The sequence below is a fragment of the Flavobacterium movens genome (assembly GCF_039581425.1).
Lineage (GTDB): Bacteria > Bacteroidota > Bacteroidia > Flavobacteriales > Flavobacteriaceae > Flavobacterium > Flavobacterium luteolum.
The window spans coordinates 247,334-263,844 of the sequence record NZ_JBCPXY010000003.1; the positions used below are offsets into that span (position 1 = coordinate 247,334).

General features: G+C 33.8%; 12 protein-coding genes. 6 read left to right on the forward strand and 6 right to left on the reverse strand.

Annotated elements, in window-relative coordinates; translation table 11 throughout:
• Nucleotides 1–138: 138 nt before the first annotated feature.
• Nucleotides 139–2,772: a valine--tRNA ligase gene (locus AAYQ05_RS07440; protein WP_343542302.1), complete on the reverse strand. Its 2,634-nt coding sequence runs from the start codon at nucleotides 2,770–2,772 to the stop codon at nucleotides 139–141.
• A 288-nt stretch (nucleotides 2,773–3,060) separates the two neighbouring features.
• Here AAYQ05_RS07440 and AAYQ05_RS07445 point away from each other — a divergent pair, with 288 nt between their 5' ends.
• Nucleotides 3,061–3,441, forward strand: coding sequence for a DUF1573 domain-containing protein (locus AAYQ05_RS07445; RefSeq protein ID WP_343542304.1), 381 nt, complete (start codon nucleotides 3,061–3,063; stop codon nucleotides 3,439–3,441).
• A gap of 145 nt (nucleotides 3,442–3,586) precedes the next feature.
• On the opposite strand, the gene AAYQ05_RS07450 is transcribed toward AAYQ05_RS07445, so the two are convergent.
• The 5 genes from AAYQ05_RS07450 to AAYQ05_RS07470 all read right to left on the reverse strand — a co-directional run bounded on the left by AAYQ05_RS07450 (nucleotide 3,587) and on the right by AAYQ05_RS07470 (nucleotide 11,343).
• On the reverse strand, nucleotides 3,587–4,069 hold the full coding sequence (locus AAYQ05_RS07450) for a hypothetical protein (protein WP_343542305.1): 483 nt from the start codon (nucleotides 4,067–4,069) through the stop codon (nucleotides 3,587–3,589).
• A 65-nt stretch (nucleotides 4,070–4,134) separates the two neighbouring features.
• A complete protein-coding gene (locus AAYQ05_RS07455; RefSeq protein ID WP_343542307.1) occupies nucleotides 4,135–6,264 on the reverse strand; it encodes an OmpA family protein in 2,130 nt (709 codons plus the stop codon).
• A 10-nt stretch (nucleotides 6,265–6,274) separates the two neighbouring features.
• Nucleotides 6,275–7,201 (reverse strand): PorP/SprF family type IX secretion system membrane protein, encoded by a 927-nt coding sequence (locus tag AAYQ05_RS07460; RefSeq protein ID WP_343542309.1) that lies wholly within the window; start codon nucleotides 7,199–7,201, stop codon nucleotides 6,275–6,277.
• 31 nt (nucleotides 7,202–7,232) lie between these two features.
• Nucleotides 7,233–9,869 (reverse strand): gliding motility-associated C-terminal domain-containing protein, encoded by a 2,637-nt coding sequence (locus AAYQ05_RS07465; RefSeq protein ID WP_343542311.1) that lies wholly within the window; start codon nucleotides 9,867–9,869, stop codon nucleotides 7,233–7,235.
• A 148-nt stretch (nucleotides 9,870–10,017) separates the two neighbouring features.
• Nucleotides 10,018–11,343, reverse strand: a complete 1,326-nt coding sequence (locus AAYQ05_RS07470) for a PDZ domain-containing protein (protein ID WP_343542312.1) — start codon at nucleotides 11,341–11,343, stop codon at nucleotides 10,018–10,020.
• A gap of 123 nt (nucleotides 11,344–11,466) precedes the next feature.
• Between AAYQ05_RS07470 and AAYQ05_RS07475 the strand changes: the two genes are divergently transcribed.
• From AAYQ05_RS07475 to lgt, 5 genes are all read left to right on the forward strand, one after another.
• Entirely contained in the window at nucleotides 11,467–12,663 is a 1,197-nt protein-coding gene (locus AAYQ05_RS07475) for a pyridoxal phosphate-dependent aminotransferase (RefSeq protein WP_343542313.1), read from the forward strand.
• A gap of 204 nt (nucleotides 12,664–12,867) precedes the next feature.
• Nucleotides 12,868–13,539 (forward strand): GTP cyclohydrolase I FolE, encoded by a 672-nt coding sequence (folE, locus tag AAYQ05_RS07480; protein ID WP_177210396.1) that lies wholly within the window; start codon nucleotides 12,868–12,870, stop codon nucleotides 13,537–13,539.
• Between the two features lie 132 nt (nucleotides 13,540–13,671).
• Nucleotides 13,672–15,153, forward strand: coding sequence for a cysteine--tRNA ligase (gene cysS / locus AAYQ05_RS07485; protein ID WP_343542315.1), 1,482 nt, complete (start codon nucleotides 13,672–13,674; stop codon nucleotides 15,151–15,153).
• A 104-nt stretch (nucleotides 15,154–15,257) separates the two neighbouring features.
• Nucleotides 15,258–15,506, forward strand: coding sequence for a membrane protein insertion efficiency factor YidD (gene yidD / locus AAYQ05_RS07490; protein WP_008462282.1), 249 nt, complete (start codon nucleotides 15,258–15,260; stop codon nucleotides 15,504–15,506).
• Nucleotides 15,507–15,571: 65 nt separating this feature from the next.
• Nucleotides 15,572–16,504 carry a prolipoprotein diacylglyceryl transferase gene (gene lgt / locus AAYQ05_RS07495; RefSeq protein WP_343542317.1) on the forward strand — a complete coding sequence of 311 codons (933 nt, stop codon included), beginning with the start codon at nucleotides 15,572–15,574 and terminating at the stop codon, nucleotides 16,502–16,504.
• Nucleotides 16,505–16,511: the final 7 nt, after the last annotated feature.

The window sequence follows — 16,511 nt, forward strand, 5'->3', positions numbered from 1 at the left end:
AGATCTTCGTAAATTATTGTTTTACTCCACGATTATAAAAATAAAATTCGTGAATTAGTTGGCTATAAAAAACAACAAACCCGACAGATTTTTGAAACCTGTCGGGTTTAATTTTATAAATTTAAAAAAATCTGATTCTTATTTCAAACCAGCCAAACTCTGCTCAATTGTAGCAATTTTTGCTAGAGCGTCAGCTTGTTTTTGTTTTTCTAAATTAAGGACTTTCTCTGGAGCTCCGTTTACGAATTTCTCATTTGAAAGTTTCGCTTCTACAGATTTCAAGAATCCTTTTGTATAATTTAATTCTTCTGTCAGTTTTGCAATTTCAGCTTCAATATCGATGTTTCCTGTAATCGGAATGAAATATTCATTTGATTTTACACGGAAAGACAATGCGCCGTCTACTTTTTCAGAAACATATTCGAAAGCAGAAACGTTTCCTAATTTTGTTATGATTGAATCAAAATAAGTAGAAACATTCTCGCTGTTGATTCCTTTTAATTCGATTGCGTCTTTAAACGGAATATTTTTATCTTTTCTGATTGTTCTGATTCCAGAAATTACTTCAATTGAATTTTCAAAATCAGCAATCAATTTAGCATCAAACGGTTTTACTTCTGGCCAAGTTGACACAATTAAAGCTTCCTCAGGCGTTCTTTCTGTGATTAACTGCCAAATTTCCTCTGTCAAGAAAGGCATAAATGGGTGAAGCAATTTCAAGTTGCTTTCTAACATTTCGATCGCTTTCGCGAAAGTAACGCTGTCAATTGGCTGTTGATAAGCTGGTTTGATCATTTCTAAGAACCAAGAACAGAAATCATCCCAAACCAATTTATAGATTGCCATAAGAGAATCTGAAATTCTGTATTTCTCAAAATTATCTTCAATATCAACCAAAGTCTGCTGTAATTTCGCTTCGTACCATTCGATTGCCACTTTTGATGATTCTGGCTGTGCGATCGTTTCAGAAACTTCCCAACCTTTAATCAATTTAAAGGCATTCCAGATTTTGTTTGAAAACGCTTTTCCCTGATTACATAATTCTTCGTCAAACATAATATCGTTTCCTGCAGAAGCACTTAAAAGCAATCCCACACGAACACCGTCAGCTCCAAAAGCATCGATCAAGTCTAAAGGATCAGGAGAATTTCCTAATGATTTAGACATTTTACGACGTTGTTTATCACGAACTAAACCAGTCAAATATACGTTTGTAAATGGTTTTTCACCTGCATATTCATAACCTGCAATGATCATTCTAGCAACCCAGAAAAATAAAATATCTGGACCTGTTACCAAGTCGTTTGTTGGATAATAATATTTAAAATCTGGACTTTCTGGATCCATGATTCCGCCAAAAACTGACATTGGCCATAACCAAGATGAAAACCAAGTGTCTAACGCATCAACATCTTGTTTTAAGTTGTCAGTTGTTAGTTGTTGGTTGTTGGTTTTTTCTTTTGCTAAAGCTAGCGCATCTTCGATGTTTTCAGCAACTACAAAATCTTCTTTTCCGTCTCCGTAATAATATGCCGGAATTTGTTGTCCCCACCACAATTGACGAGAAATATTCCAATCACGAATATTGTTTAACCAGTGCGCATAAGTATTTTCGAAACGTTTTGGATGTAATTTAATTTCTCCTGTTTCTAAAACCGACTTAATTGCTGGTTTTACCAATTCTTCCATTTTCAAGAACCATTGATCAGACAATCTTGGTTCGATTACCGCTTTTGTTCTTTCAGAAGTTCCAACTTTATTTAAGTGTGTTTCTGTTTTTGCTAAAGCGCCAATTTCTTCCAGTTCTTTTGCAATTTCTGTACGAACTACAAAACGGTCTTTTCCTTGATAATGTAATCCGAAACTATTTAAAGTTGCGTCTTCATTAAAAATATCAACGATTTCTAGATTGTGTTTTTCTCCTAACGTTTTATCGTTCATATCGTGAGCAGGCGTTACTTTCAAACATCCTGTACCGAATTCAACATCAACATATTCGTCTTCAATAATTGGAATTACTCTTCCGCAAATCGGAACGATCGCTTTTTTACCTTTTAAATGTGTAAAACGCTCATCATTCGGATTGATACAGATTGCAGTATCTCCAAAAATAGTTTCTGGACGTGTTGTAGCAATGGTTAAGAAATCTTCTGAACCTTCGATTTTATATTTTAAGAAAAATAGTTTTCCTTGTTGTTCTTCATAAATTACCTCTTCGTCAGAAAGCGTAGTTTTTGCTTCTGGATCCCAGTTAACCATACGGTATCCTCTGTAAATTAATCCTTTGTTGTATAAATCTACAAACGATTTAATTACAGATGCAGACATATCTGGGTCCATAGTAAATTTAGTGCGTTCCCAATCGCAAGAAGCACCTAATTTCTTAAGCTGTTCTAAGATTGTTCCACCATATTTATCTGTCCATTCCCAAGCGTGTTTCAGGAATTCTTCGCGGGTCAAATCGTTTTTATTGATTCCTTCTGCTTTTAATTTTGCTACCACTTTTGCTTCAGTAGCAATAGAAGCGTGGTCTGTTCCAGGAACCCAACAAGCGTTAAATCCTTTAAGACGCGCTCTACGAATTAAAACATCCTGAATCGTATTATTCAACATATGTCCCATGTGAAGGACTCCAGTGACGTTTGGCGGCGGAATTACAATGGTGTACGGTGTTCTATGATCTGGTTCTGAATGAAAATAGTTGTTTTTCATCCAGTAATCATACCATTTACTCTCAATCGTCTTAGCGTCAAATTGTGCTGGAATTGTCATTTACTAGGGTTGTTTAATCGTTAATTTGTTTAACCGTTTAATCGGTTTTGATCATCGAATTTCAAATTGATTTGTTTTCTTATTTTCTGTTTTAAAAAATCATTTATAAATCAATCTCAACGATTAAGCAAATAAACGATTAAACAGTTAAACAAAAAAATGGTTCAATTTTTGTATTTATAACTGACAGCAAAAGTAAATAATTAAGTAGACTATAAAAAGAGAAATAATAATTTGTGTGTTAATTAAAAGAATGTATATTTACTTACAATTAAAAAAAGATTTCATATGAAAAATGCAGCCTCTTTTATTGCAGCCTTATTGTTTAGCGCAGTAAGTTATGCACAAAACGGCCCAAAAATTGAATTTGCAGCCCCAGACAATACAATTGATTATGGAAAAATTTCTAAAGGTGACAATGGACTTCGTTCCTTTGAATTTACAAACACCGGAGATGCTCCTTTATTAATTACCGGTGCAGAATCTACAGTAAGTTCAATCGTTGTTACTAAACCTGCCGCAGCCATTTTGCCGGGCAAAAAAGGAAAAATCGATGTAAAATATAATATGGTTGCAGGGCCAATTCGTAAAACAATTACTGTTGAGACAAATGCAGTAAACTATCCTGATGGAAGAGTAGCCCTTAAAATTAAAGGTGAAGTTCAATAAGAATTAAAAAACCTAAAATAACAAAAGCCGTTTCTAAATCTAGAAACGGCTTTTTACTTTTACAGAGAAATATCTTCCTTCTAAAATCTTTTCTCTTTATCTACATAGAGAAACAACATCTTGCTTCTCAAATCTTTCTTCTTTATTACTTTGCAGCGCACTCGACAGAATCAAACTTGTATTTTACGCTTTCAAAATCAATTGGTTTATCTTTTACTAGATAAGTAACTCCCATTGTTGTCTGCATGGTTCCGTTTCCTAAAATAAGCTGATTGTTACGTTTTAAAAGAGCCATTGGGTTTTTGAATGTTTTTTCTCCATTCACATTGTCTTTAAAAGTATAATCTACAAATAAAGTATCACCATGAAACTCACCCGCAACTTCTCCTGTTCTAACAGTTGAAGGAGCAACTCTCATAATCATATCTCCAGTTAATTTTCCACTCTTTAAAGTATTCAATTTTAAATCTATTGTATCCTTTTCATAAATTGCTTTGTAGCAAGCAGTGCTAACTACTGTTTCAGCTTCTGCTTTTACAGCTTCAGCGGCTTTTTGTTTTTCTTCATTTTTACAGCTTTGCAATCCTACAAAGGATAAAAGCAAACAAGATAAGGCTAGATTTCTCATAATTTTTCTATTTTATTGATACTACTATAAAATTAAAGAAAAAAGATTTTTTTCTTACTATAATTTTATAAATTTTTGATTACAAATTCAGATCTTCTATTCAATTCGTGTTCTTCTTCTGAGCACGATTCATCTGTTTTACATTTTATAATTGGCACTGATTCACCATAACCTTTTGCAGAAACTCTTTTGGCATCTATACCAGATTGTATGATAAACTCTCTTGTTGAATTGGCTCTTTTCTGAGATAAATCGGCATTGTATTTTTCGTTTCCTCTTGAATCGGTATGCGATCCAATTTCGATTACCATTTCAGGATATTTTTTCATTAGTTCTACAACTCTGCCTAAAATCACTTTGGATTCTTTACGGATGTACCACAAATCATAATCGAAATAAATCGGATCTGTTTTAATGATTAATCGGTCTTTGTCTTTTACAACATCTTTTTCTTTTGCTAAAATGTCTTTTACTTTTTCGTTCTTTTTGATTTCAGCGGCAACAATTGCAGCTTCTTTGGCCTTTTTTTCTTTTTCTTTTAATTCAATTGCAACCAAAGCTTCTTTTTTCTTATTCTCTTCTTCAATAAAAATTTCTTGCTTTCTCTTGTTTTCAGCAATTTGTTTTTCTTCTTGTTTGATTGCTTCTAAAGATTTTAATGCCAAAGAACCATCGTTAACCTTATCTCTTGTTTTGTCTAATGTCAGTACTTTTGATGCGTTAGTATAATTTTCTTTGAAAGCACTAATTTTATACGAAGTCTCACAAGCAACAGTAAAACTAAATTTTCCGTCAGCCGAAGTTGTAATAGTATTTAAAGTTTTATTTTCTGAATCCTGCAATAGTACCGTTGCATTTTCTAAAGCCAATTTCGTATCAATATCTGTAATGGTTCCAGCAATAAACTGTTTGCAATCTTCAACAATTAAATCTTTTATTTCTTTAAATTGATAAATATCATCGCTTCCCTTTCCTCCTTCTCTATTTGATGCAAAAAATCCTTCTTTGGTATTAGAATCGATATTAAACGCAAAATCATCTAAATTAGAATTTAAAGGAAGTCCAATATTTACAGCTTTTGAATATTCGTTTCCATTTATTTCAGAAACAAAAACATCCAAAGATCCGTAGCCTAAATGTCCGTCTGAAGAAAAATATAATTTATTATCTGCCGAGGCAAAAGGAAACTGCTCTCTTTTATTGGTATTAATTTGTGGACCCAAATTCTTTGGAGTATCAAATGCACCTTTATTGATATTAACCGAATAAATATCAAAAGATCCTAAAGATCCAGGCATATCTGAAGCAAAATACAACACTTTTTCGTCTGGACTTAAGGCCGGATGCTCAACAGAATAATTCGGGCTATTGAATGGAAGCGATGTAATTTTTGTCCATTTTCCATCAACCAATTCTGCTTTAAAAATCTGAAGATTTGAAATTTTCTTATCGTCTTTTTTCTTTTTTCCGTTTTTTGAATTGTTTCGAGTAAAATACATTGTTTTGCCATCTTTTGTAAAAACAGCATTCGATTCATGCATTCCGGTTTTCAATTCTTTAGCAAAATAATGAACAATAGAATCTGCCGAATTAATGTTTTTAAGCGGAACTGAAACCAAATTCAAATAGGTTTCGTTATCCCATTTGTATTTTTTATCGAATAGACCAGGCTTCAATTTAACACCTGCAAAAACTAGATTTTCTTTGTATTTCACCGCTCCAAATTCAGAATTTGGGGTATTTATAGCAAGGTTTTTAATTTCAAAACGCTTACCGATTGCGGTAACATTTTCTAAAGTTTTAAGGTCTTTTTCAAAATTGGCAAGATCCTCAGAATTGGCAGATTTAGCATAATACTCTTTTAAATTGGCATTTGCGTCATCGTCTCTATTTGTTGCTTTTAAAGTTTGCGCGTATCTAAAATAATATTCTCGATCCAAATTATTACTATAACTTGAAACCAAAAGACGATAATATCGCTGTGCTTTTATCAAATCGTTTGTATAGAAATAAGAATCAGCCAGATTTTTAATGACTTCTTGCGAAGGTTTTTCGTCTGCTAATTTTTGGTACAAAACAATAGCTTCACTGTAATACGTTTTGTCAAAAAATCGTTTTGCTCTGCTTAACTCCTGACTTTGGGCACTTATAAACTGTATTGAAAATACGAATACAATAACGAGTAGTTTTTTCATATTTTTCATTTTAGAAGAATCTTGGTGATTTATCAAATCCTTTTCCTAACAAGTCTAAATCGAACAACAGCATGATTTCGTGTGTTCCAGAATTAAACTGTCCGAAGTTTGTGAGCGTATAATCGTAAGCATAACCCACTCTTAGGGTCGGCGTAACATTAATATTAAATAATGCACTTACCGAATCATCGATTCTATAGGCGGCTCCAAATTCAAATTTTTCATTATACAGAACATTGGCTGTAATATCTAACGTTATTGGCGCGCCTTTTACAAATTTTGACATAAATGCGGGTTTCAATTTCAATGCATCATTCAGCTGAAAAACATAACCTGCGGTTAAAAAAGTATGTATTTCTTCAGAACCAAAAGCATTAATCCCTGACTTTTCTTCAATGTATTTGGATTTCAGCAGATTTGGCACAGATAATCCAACATATAAATTATCTATAAAATAGTAGGCTCCTACTCCAATGTTTGGTTTTGTTGCATTTATATTTTCTGCAAAAGCTAGATCGGTTTGAGGATCTGTGAATTGAAAACCATTAAAATTGGTCTGCATGGATGAAAAACCTGCTTTTAAACCCAATGATAATTTATTTTGTCCGCCCAATTTTAAAACGTATGCAAAATCAGCATAAACATTATTTTCCTTTTTGGCTCCATCTCCAATATCATCTGAGACAAATGAGATACCAGCTTCTATTTTATCTGAAATGGCGGTGTGACCGAAAAATGTAAATGTTTTTGGAGCTCCAACTGCCCCTACCCACTGTGTTCTGTACAATCCTCCAAAATTCATCATGGCAGGAATACCTGTAGCATAAGCCGGATTAACTACACTCATATTGTACATATAATGCGTGTATTCGGGATCTTGCTGGGCAGAAATGGATAAACAGAAAAGGAAATTTATAACGAGTATTATTTTTTTCATTTGAAAATTATATTAAAATGTAAAAAGTGGTTTAGCGATTTAAATAAAGACGGCCTTGTTTGGGCGGTTTATTGTCTTTATTGAAATGCAGTACATAAAAATAAACTCCGTTGGGCGCAATACCAGCTGCGATACCGCTCTTTTCGTAATTTTTGCCATCCCAAGCAGGTTTACTATTATCTCCTTTATACATTCCGTTTCCGTATCTGTTATAAATTTCAAGTGTATAATTTGGATATAAAAATTCAATATCTTTTATCACAAACGAATCGTTTACCCCATCTCCGTTTGGAGAAAATCCGTCTGGGATAAAAAAATCGTATTGAGCAACCTCACAGTCCTGAAGTGAAACTTTTACTTCTTTATAATTATCTGACAAACATCGTGTTACTTCATTCAAATCGTATCCATAATAAGTTGCATTATGAACTAACATTGTGGTTGAAGGCAATAGATTTCCATCTACAGCATCATACCAAGCTACTGTTGTTGGAACATTTGTTTTATTAGACAAATCACTTATTTTTGGGTTTGCCAATCCACAAAAATCTGCCGTTTCATTCATTTCCGGTGCAGGAGTATCGTAAATAATTACCGTAACCTTGGCAGGTTCTGAAACACAGCCTGCTGTAGAAGTTTCTCTAACGAAGTAATCTTCTGTTTTTAAAACATAATCAGAAGCAAGCGGTGTTGTTGCTGTTGCCGAATTATACCATTTATATTGAGTTCCTTTCGGTTCTAAATTAGCAATTACCGCTTCATCAACCTTACAAAAATTTTGATCTAGAACAATTGGCGCTGGTGGAATTGGATTTATTATGAAATCATCTGTAACATTGATTAAGTCTACATCACAATTTGTAACCGTACTGGTTAAATTCAATAATGTAATTTTTGTGACGCCTGTATTTAAAAGCAATTCAGCCGGAATTATAAAATCTAATTTACCATTTGTTACAGCTTTAGTAATAGTTTGAACAGATGAAAAATTGCTTTCAGACAATGTATAAGAAATACTGGCGTTGGTTAAGCTTCCTAATCCCGAAACTGCTACAGAAACTGGAGCATTCAAACAATAATCATTAACTTTTGCAACCACAGTTACTGCATTTGGCAATGGATTTATATTTAGATTTCCGGCCACATTTGCTGTATTACTGCATTGAGGTGCAGGATTTGTGATATTGGTAATACTATAAATGGTAATTACTGATAATCCGCTTCTGGTGCTCAGGTTTCCTGGAACTACAAAAGAGGCTTTTCCACCAGCGGCAAGCATTTCTGCCGTTTCACCAAGAGCAAGATTATCTCCATTCACATTATAAGAAATGCGATAATTTCCATCTAGTAAATTGGGTGCAGTAACTTGAATTACTGCATCATCATTTTGACAAACTGCGAGTGCTGTTAATGAAGCATTCGTCAATCGCGGTAACGGATAAATCGTTAAAATAGTTGCAAATGGACTAAAAATGTTAACGCATTTTCCTTTACTTGATGTTGATACTATATTGGTGACCGTAATATTGTATTTACCAACCCGATTAAAATAAGCTGTTTCTATTGGAAAATTAAGTTCTCCATTTACAAAATTTGCGGTCTTTGCATTTGAAACAGATATTCCTGGCCCAACAACGGTATAAGAAACTTTATATTCGCCATTCGGAATAGGATCTGGTCCCTGTGTAATTTTTGCCGAGTAAGTTGCTATCGCAATTTCCGATTCGCAGATATCTTTATTAACTACGATTTTAGCCCCTGTAAAATCAAGTCTTTTTTCAAGAGTTATTTTTACTGTAGCTTCTTTATCAGGACATATATTATTGTCAGGAATTGCTAAAACTTTATAAATGTAAGCATATTCTCCAGGCCCGTTCGCATCAAACAATTCTTGTAGATTAATATTATGATCTGTAGGAGAAGTTATTCCTATTCCTGTCCACGTACCACCGGGGTCTTCATCAGTAAGCTGATCATTTAAATTTAAATCAGTGTATGCATCCAAATCAGTAGTTCCACATAAAATTAGATCTGCCGGTTTTCCTTCTTTTGGAGCTATCAAAACTGTAACTTCAAGATTAGTCGATTTTTCGTCTGGAGAACAGGCAAGCACAGCGGGTACGGTATAGACAAAACGAAGCGTAGTTTTGGTTTTTATACCCCCAATCTTTATCGGATTTTCGGCAGGCTCTCCTGTAATGTAAGTAAATCTGCCGTTTGTATGTGGCCCCATCACTTTACTGTCAAAAGCCGTAAAAAGATTAAAAGAGTCATCTTCATTACAAACTGTCACTTCCGATCCAACCCCAACGTATGCTCCTATGGTAATGGTAATGACAGCTTTATTATCTGTACATCCCGAAGTTGCAGGAGCTGTATAAGTATACTTGTAAGTTCCTCCTGCACGAATAAGCTGAGCATTCAAAACACCAGTAGAAGTATTTAGCCCTCTTAGGTTATTATTATCTGTCCAAGTTCCTCCAGGAATAGGAGAACCACCTAATAAAGAAAATAAATTTACAGATTGATAAATAGGATTTGTAACATCACAAATCAATTCGTTTGTGTTATCATTGCCAGCACATTGGGCTGCTAGTTTTGAAAAAAAGGGATTAAAAACTATAAAAAACAATACAAAATATAAATAGCTTATGTAGTTTTTTGCCATAGATTAAATTTTTGCTAAACATAAGAAAATATTTAACAAAAAAACTAATTTTTAGTAAACTTATTTTCACAAAAAAAAGATGTTTCTGCAATACAGCATCATAAAACGTGGTTTCCCAATAATTAAAGAAACTACAATTCAATAGTTTTTACAGTTCGTCTTCTAATTTGAATCTAAATTTAAGTACAACACTATTTCGTTCTACTTCCATATTAATCCAAATATCATCTTCCGATTTCAAAAGGTTATTGATCTGCTCAAGACTATATTTATAGGGCTGAGCATTATTAATACTGACGACAACATCACCTTTGCGTAATCCGCATTTTTCGGCTGCAGAATTCTTCCTTACATTAACAATCTCGTAAACAGGTTTAAGAGCAAATTTGTATTTAAAATTATTGTTGTTTTTGTCTTTGTCTTGCAATTCATCAATTGTAGAAGCCACCTGAACTGTTTCTAAATGTACTGTTTCCTGAACCCATTGAAGTCCATTGTGCTGAATCGTGATTCCGCTCTTATTATAGGTAAACGGCTCTGCATATTTGCTGTTTTTTCTTAGGTATAGTTTTTTTCCTTTATAATCCAAAACCAGAGTAAATCGTTTTAAGACTTCGCCCCCTACAGACCCGATACGTCCTGGGACCATCTTAACGTTTCGAATTGAAGCTGAATCAGGAAAAGAGACAATTGGTTTTTTAAAATCAAATTCGTCAATCGAAAATTTATCAATTTTGGCTCTATGCCCCTCAATGTCGCCACTAAATCCTTTTCCAAGAAAATCAGGAAAATTTTTATTTGGGAGTTTTATTTTATCATTTTCAAAAATCCAGAAAGCATCACTGTTTCCAATATCAATTAAAAGTTTTGCTGGAATTTCTTGATTGTTCACAGTAGCCGTTGTCATAATGTAAGGTTTTGACTTTTCTATGGTAATCGGAACTTTTTTAAACTTTCTGTTTAGCTTTTCTTCAAACTTAGCATTATTAGCATGCACTATTATTTTTCTTTTTTGATAATTGACTTCAACAAAATTATTTCTAAAGAATTTATGACCGATAATTCCGTTAACAGGAATTCCGATATGAGAAGATAAATTGAAGCTTTGATCTAAAATAATAAATACCATATGGTCTTTTGATTTTAGACCATGCGTTTCGAGAATATTTTTAGTTGATTTTAGGCCTTCTATTTCTTCTTCGCTTCCTAAACCACGTAGCTTTATTTTCTCCACATTGTTAAAACTGACTTCCTGCTTTTCTTCCATACTAAACAGAATTGTTTCTTCAACTCCTGAATCCAAAAGAAAATTTAGCTCAACTCCGTTTACTTTTATAGGAATAAAAACAAGATTATTAATCAGTTTAAAAGGAATCGTAGCCTTTGTTGCATTGTTTTCTAATAAAAAATCGCCTTGCCCGAAAAGCAAAAAAGGTAAGAATAACCCAAAAAACAATACTATATATTTTTTCATTGACAATATTTTATTATAAAATTAGTAAATATATTTATTATTGTTACATTTTCGCAAGTCCTTGTATTGTTTACGTTAAATTGGAAAAAAAAATGCAAATTTGCACTTCAATAATTTATACTCATGCCGACAATTTCACTCAAGGGAAAAAACATGCCCGAATCTCCGATACGCAAGCTGGCTCCTTTTGCTGATTTAGCAAAGAAAAAAGGACACAAGGTGTATCACTTAAACATTGGTCAACCGGATATCAAGACACCGGAAGTGGCCATCGAGGCGGTAAAAAATATTGATTTGACTCTTATAGAATACAGTCCGTCTGCCGGATATGAAAGCTATAGAAAAAAATTAGCACAATTTTACCAGCGCCAAAACGTAAACGTTAACACAGAAGACATCATTGTAACAACTGGTGGTTCTGAAGCCTTACTTTTTGCACTGGCCACAATTACAGATCCTGGAGATGAAATTATTATCCCAGAACCTTTTTATGCTAATTATCATGCGTTTGCTTCTTCTACAAGTGCAACTGTAGTACCTCTTGTTTCTACTATAGAAACTGGATTTGCTTTGCCGAGCATTGATGAAGTTGAAAAACTAATAACACCACGAACAAAAGCCATTCTGATTTGCAACCCTGGAAATCCGACTGGATATTTATACTCTGAAGCCGAAATTAAACAATTAGCGCATTTGATTAAAAAACATGATCTATACTTAATCGCTGATGAAGTTTATCGTGAATTTTTATACGATGGCGATGATGTGCACTTTTCTGTAATGAATTTAGAAGATGTACAGCAAAATGTAATCATGGTTGATTCTGTTTCTAAACGTTACAGTATGTGCGGAGCTAGAATTGGCTGTTTGGTGACAAAAAACAAAGATGTTTTATCAACTGTAATGAAGTTTGCCCAGGCGCGTTTGAGCCCGCCAACTATTGAACAGATTGCTTGTGAAGCTGCAATAGACACACCGCAAAGTTATTTTGACGAAGTAATTGGCGAATACAAAGAGCGCCGAAACACTTTAATTGCTGAATTAAACAAGATTGATGGTGTTGTGGTTACAAAACCAAAAGGTGCTTTTTATTGTATTGCCGAACTTCCAATAGAAGATTCAGATGATTTTGCACAATGGCTTCTTGAAAGTTATGATTTAAATGGCGAAACTGTAATGATTGCTCCTGCTAAAGGTTTTTATTCTACACCTGGAATGGGACTTAATCAGGTTCGTATTGCCTATGTTTTAAACAAAAAAGATTTGATTACAGCCGTAAACATTTTAAAGGAAGCTTTATTCGTTTACAATAACAGATAATCAATTCATTATAATACACTTTAAAAAGACAATAACGTTTTTCGTTGTTGTCTTTTTTATTTTTAATAATAGTATTTATCTTCAAATTTTAAATTATATCCAAAAAGCAGCAATTAAATCCTAAAAACCATAGAATAGGTTTCCTATTTATTAATTATCTTTACCGCCTTAAAAAGATATACCACATTATAATAGTAGTTCTTAATGATAAATAACGAAGATTTTTTAGACGAAATAGGTGACAGTCACTTCAGCAGTAATGCAAAAAACCCTTTAAGAGAGGATGCTTTTGACATCACTGATGAAGAAAAAATAGAAAAAATTAAAAAAGATGTCGAAAGCATTCTGCAAACATTAGGAATGGATTTGACAGATGACAGCATTAAAGGAACTCCAAACCGAGTTGCAAAAATGTTTGTAAAAGAAATTTTTGGAGGTCTTAATCCTGCAAAACAGCCAAAAGCTTCTACTTTTGACAATAATTACAAATATGGCGAAATGCTCGTAGAAAAAAACATTACAGTTTATTCTACTTGCGAACACCACTTACTGCCAATTATCGGGCGTGCTCACGTTGCTTATATCTCAAGCGGACGCGTGATTGGTTTATCAAAAATGAACCGTATTGTTGAGTATTATGCTAAAAGACCTCAAGTACAGGAGCGTCTAACTATGCAGATTGTTCAGGAACTTCAAAAAGCTCTAGGAACAGAAGATGTTGCCTGTGTGATCGACGCAAAACACCTTTGCGTAAATTCTCGCGGAATTAAAGATATCGAAAGCAGTACAGTAACTTCTGAGTTCGGCGGAAAATTCAAAGATCCTCAAACGAAGAGAGAATTTCTTGACTATATCAAACTGGAAACGCAGTTTTAATTTTTTTACGGTTATTTCTATTATATTTATGATCTAGCCCTGATAGAAGCGGCATCCTTTTATGGTGGGGTTCACCATAAAAGATATAGCTGATAGCAGGATTAGCTCCTATAAAACATCAATAAACTTAATATGCCATTATATACAACACAACCTCTAAAAATATACAATTCACTTTCGGGTGATAAAGAAGATTTCAAACCAATCCATGAAGGAAACGTTGGAATGTATGTTTGTGGACCTACCGTATATAGTAATGTCCATTTAGGAAACGTGAGAACTTTTATGTCTTTTGATGTAATTTTTAGATATTTTCTTCATTTGGATTATAAAGTTCGCTATGTTCGAAATATCACCGATGTTGGACATATTGTAGACGACGTCGATGAAGGTGAAGATAAAATTGCTAAAAAAGCACGTTTAGAACAATTGGAACCAATGGAAGTAGTACAGCGTTACACTGTTGATTTTCATAATATTCTAAAGGCATTCAACTTTTTACCACCAAGTATCGAGCCTACAGCAACTGGACATATTATTGAGCAAATTGAAATTATTAAAAAAATTATCGATAAAGGCATCGCTTATGTCGCTAATGGATCGGTATATTTTGATGTTGTAAAATATAACGAGACTAACAATTACGGTATTTTAAGCGGTAGAAATATCGATGATATGTTGGCTAACACGCGTGATCTTGACGGACAGTCAGACAAGAGAAATCCGCAGGATTTTGCGTTGTGGAAAAAAGCAGAGCCAGAACATATTATGAGATGGCCTTCTCCTTGGAGCGATGGTTTCCCAGGATGGCATCTAGAATGTACGGCAATGAGCACCAAATATCTTGGCAATCATTTTGACATTCACGGAGGCGGAATGGATTTAAAATTCCCTCACCACGAATGTGAAATTGCTCAAAACGAAGCTTGCACTGGCCAAGCTCCAGTAAATTACTGGATGCATGCTAACATGCTTACCTTAAACGGAAAGAAAATGGCAAAATCGACTGGAAATAACATTCTTCCAGGTGAGATTCTTAGCGGAGATAATAACATCTTAAGTAAACCATTTTCTGCTTCTGTGACTCGTTTTTTCATGCTTCAAGCACATTATAGAAGCATTTTAGACTTTTCTGATGATGCCATTGTTGCAGCTGAGAAAGGATACAAAAGATTAATGGAAGCACTAGATGCTTTACCAAATATCAATGCAAGTGCTTCTAGCTCTATAGATTTTGCAGCATGGAAACAGCTTTGCTACGATGCTATGAATGACGATTTCAATACGCCAATTTTAATTGCGCAATTGTTTGAAGCTGTTCGTTACATCAACCTATTAAAAGATGGCAAAGAAACTATTTCTGCGAATGATTTAGTTGATTTTAAAACAGCGGTAAACGCTTTTGTATATGACGTTTTAGGACTTAGCGATGACAAAGCTGCCGATGGCGATAGCGACAAACTAGATGGCGTGGTAAACATGCTTATCGAAATGAGAAATCAGGCGAGAGCAGACAAAAACTTTGCGCTTTCTGACCAGATTCGTGATCAATTAATCGCTTTAGGAATTCAGCTTAAAGACGGAAAAGAAGGAACTACATTTAGCATTCAATAAAAAAAGTGATCAGTGTTCAGTTTTTTAGTATTCAGTTTCAAACTTTATACTGACTGACACTAAAAAACTAAACACTGACCACTAAACTAACTGATACAAAAAATATGTTTTCAAAAATTCTAATATATCCGTTTGTATTGTTAGTCCGTTTTTATCAGACTGCGATTTCGCCTTTTACACCTGCCGCCTGCAGATTTGAACCAACTTGTTCAACTTATATGATTCAAGCACTGCAAATTCACGGATTGTTCTATGGTGGTTTTTTAGGTATTAAACGCATCTTAAGCTGCCACCCTTGGGGAAGAAGCGGATATGATCCTGTACCAGAAAAGAAATGCAACCACAAACATTAACTTTTTAGAAAGCGGTACTTTACATTAAATATTTATTTTTACAGCTATATAAAAAAAATCAATACATGACACACGCCTTAAATTTAGTTTGGAATCCTTCTGAGGGAATCAACTTAGGATTTTTTATGATTCGCTATTACAGCTTAATGTTTGTAATTGCTTTTGGTTTAGGATGGTTCCTAATGAAAAAGATGTTCGAAAGAGAAAACGAATCAATAGAAAAACTAGATTCTTTATTTGTTTGGACAGTATTAGCCACTTTAATTGGAGCTCGTTTAGGTCATGTTTTATTTTACGATTGGGAATATTTCAGAAATCATTTACTAGAAATTTTCCTTCCAGTTAGATTCGAACCAGAATTTCAATTTACCGGTTTCCAAGGATTAGCAAGTCACGGAGCAGCAATTGCGATTATTGTTGCCATGTATTATTACAGTAAAAAAATATTAAAGCGTCCTTTATTATGGATTTTAGACCGTGTTGTAATTCCAGTTGCGAGCGGTGCTATCTTTGTTCGTTTAGGGAATTTCTTTAACTCAGAAATTATCGGAAACGAAACTGACTCTGCTTTTGGAATCCGTTTCCTTCATGATAAATTCAGTAAGGCTGAAGCAGTTCAAAAAACAGGAATAGCAGATCCAAAAGAAGCTTATAATGCAATCGTTTCAGACCCAAGATTTGCTAATTTATTAGCCGAAGTACCTTCAAGACATCCTACTCAGCTTTACGAAGCAATCTGTTATGTTTTTGTTTTTGCTATTCTATACTTTTTATACTGGAAAACAAATGCAAGACTTAAATCTGGTCTATTATTCGGATTGTTTTTAGTGCTTTTATTCGTTGTACGTTTCATCGTAGAGTTTGTAAAAGAAAGCCAAGGCGGTTTTGAGAGCGAATTAGGCTTATTTTCAACAGGACAATGGTTAAGTATACCATTTATCATTATCGGGCTTTTCTTTGTCATTAGAACACAGAGAAATCCTTTAGCAGAATCATAAAGAACAA

Bases quoted from the DNA above. Each gene is read 5' to 3' on its own strand.
- AAYQ05_RS07440 (WP_343542302.1), bottom strand. From the start codon at position 2,772: ATGACAATTCCAGCACAATTTGACGCTAAGACGATTGAGAGTAAATGG.
- AAYQ05_RS07445 (WP_343542304.1), top strand. From the start codon at position 3,061: ATGAAAAATGCAGCCTCTTTTATTGCAGCCTTATTGTTTAGCGCAGTA.
- AAYQ05_RS07450 (WP_343542305.1), bottom strand. From the start codon at position 4,069: ATGAGAAATCTAGCCTTATCTTGTTTGCTTTTATCCTTTGTAGGATTG.
- AAYQ05_RS07455 (WP_343542307.1), bottom strand. From the start codon at position 6,264: ATGAAAAAACTACTCGTTATTGTATTCGTATTTTCAATACAGTTTATA.
- AAYQ05_RS07460 (WP_343542309.1), bottom strand. From the start codon at position 7,201: ATGAAAAAAATAATACTCGTTATAAATTTCCTTTTCTGTTTATCCATT.
- AAYQ05_RS07465 (WP_343542311.1), bottom strand. From the start codon at position 9,869: ATGGCAAAAAACTACATAAGCTATTTATATTTTGTATTGTTTTTTATA.
- AAYQ05_RS07470 (WP_343542312.1), bottom strand. From the start codon at position 11,343: ATGAAAAAATATATAGTATTGTTTTTTGGGTTATTCTTACCTTTTTTG.
- AAYQ05_RS07475 (WP_343542313.1), top strand. From the start codon at position 11,467: ATGCCGACAATTTCACTCAAGGGAAAAAACATGCCCGAATCTCCGATA.
- folE (WP_177210396.1), top strand. From the start codon at position 12,868: ATGATAAATAACGAAGATTTTTTAGACGAAATAGGTGACAGTCACTTC.
- cysS (WP_343542315.1), top strand. From the start codon at position 13,672: ATGCCATTATATACAACACAACCTCTAAAAATATACAATTCACTTTCG.
- yidD (WP_008462282.1), top strand. From the start codon at position 15,258: ATGTTTTCAAAAATTCTAATATATCCGTTTGTATTGTTAGTCCGTTTT.
- lgt (WP_343542317.1), top strand. From the start codon at position 15,572: ATGACACACGCCTTAAATTTAGTTTGGAATCCTTCTGAGGGAATCAAC.